The sequence below is a fragment of the Acidovorax sp. SRB_24 genome (genome assembly GCF_012931925.1).
The window spans coordinates 1-278 of the sequence record NZ_MWOM01000338.1 but is presented as its reverse complement, the minus strand read 5'-3'; the positions used below and the strand labels follow the sequence as shown (position 1 = coordinate 278).

Annotated in this window: 1 pseudogene; it reads left to right on the top strand. The window is 71.9% G+C overall.

The features are described from left to right. Positions 1 to 169 (top strand): annotated as a pseudogene (locus B2J89_RS23060) (DeoR family transcriptional regulator); the annotation flags it as partial. Positions 170 to 278 lie beyond the last annotated feature (109 nt).

Sequence of the window (278 nt, the reverse complement as noted above, 5' to 3'; positions counted from 1 at the left end):
GCGCGAGGTCTGGCTGGCCGCCGACCACAGCAAGTTCCACCGCCCGGCCCTGGTGCAGCTGGCAACGCTGGCGCAGATCGACCGCCTGTTCACCGACGCCCCCCCGCCCGAGCCCTTCCCGGCGCTGCTGCACGAGGCGCAGGTCGCGTGCACCGTGGCGCGCGGCTGATCCGGCCCGCACGCCTTCCCCACCGCACCGCACTATCCTTGCCCGCCATGACCTACCTTCTCGCCCTCGACCAAGGCACCTCCAGCTCGCGCAGCATCGTGTTCGATGC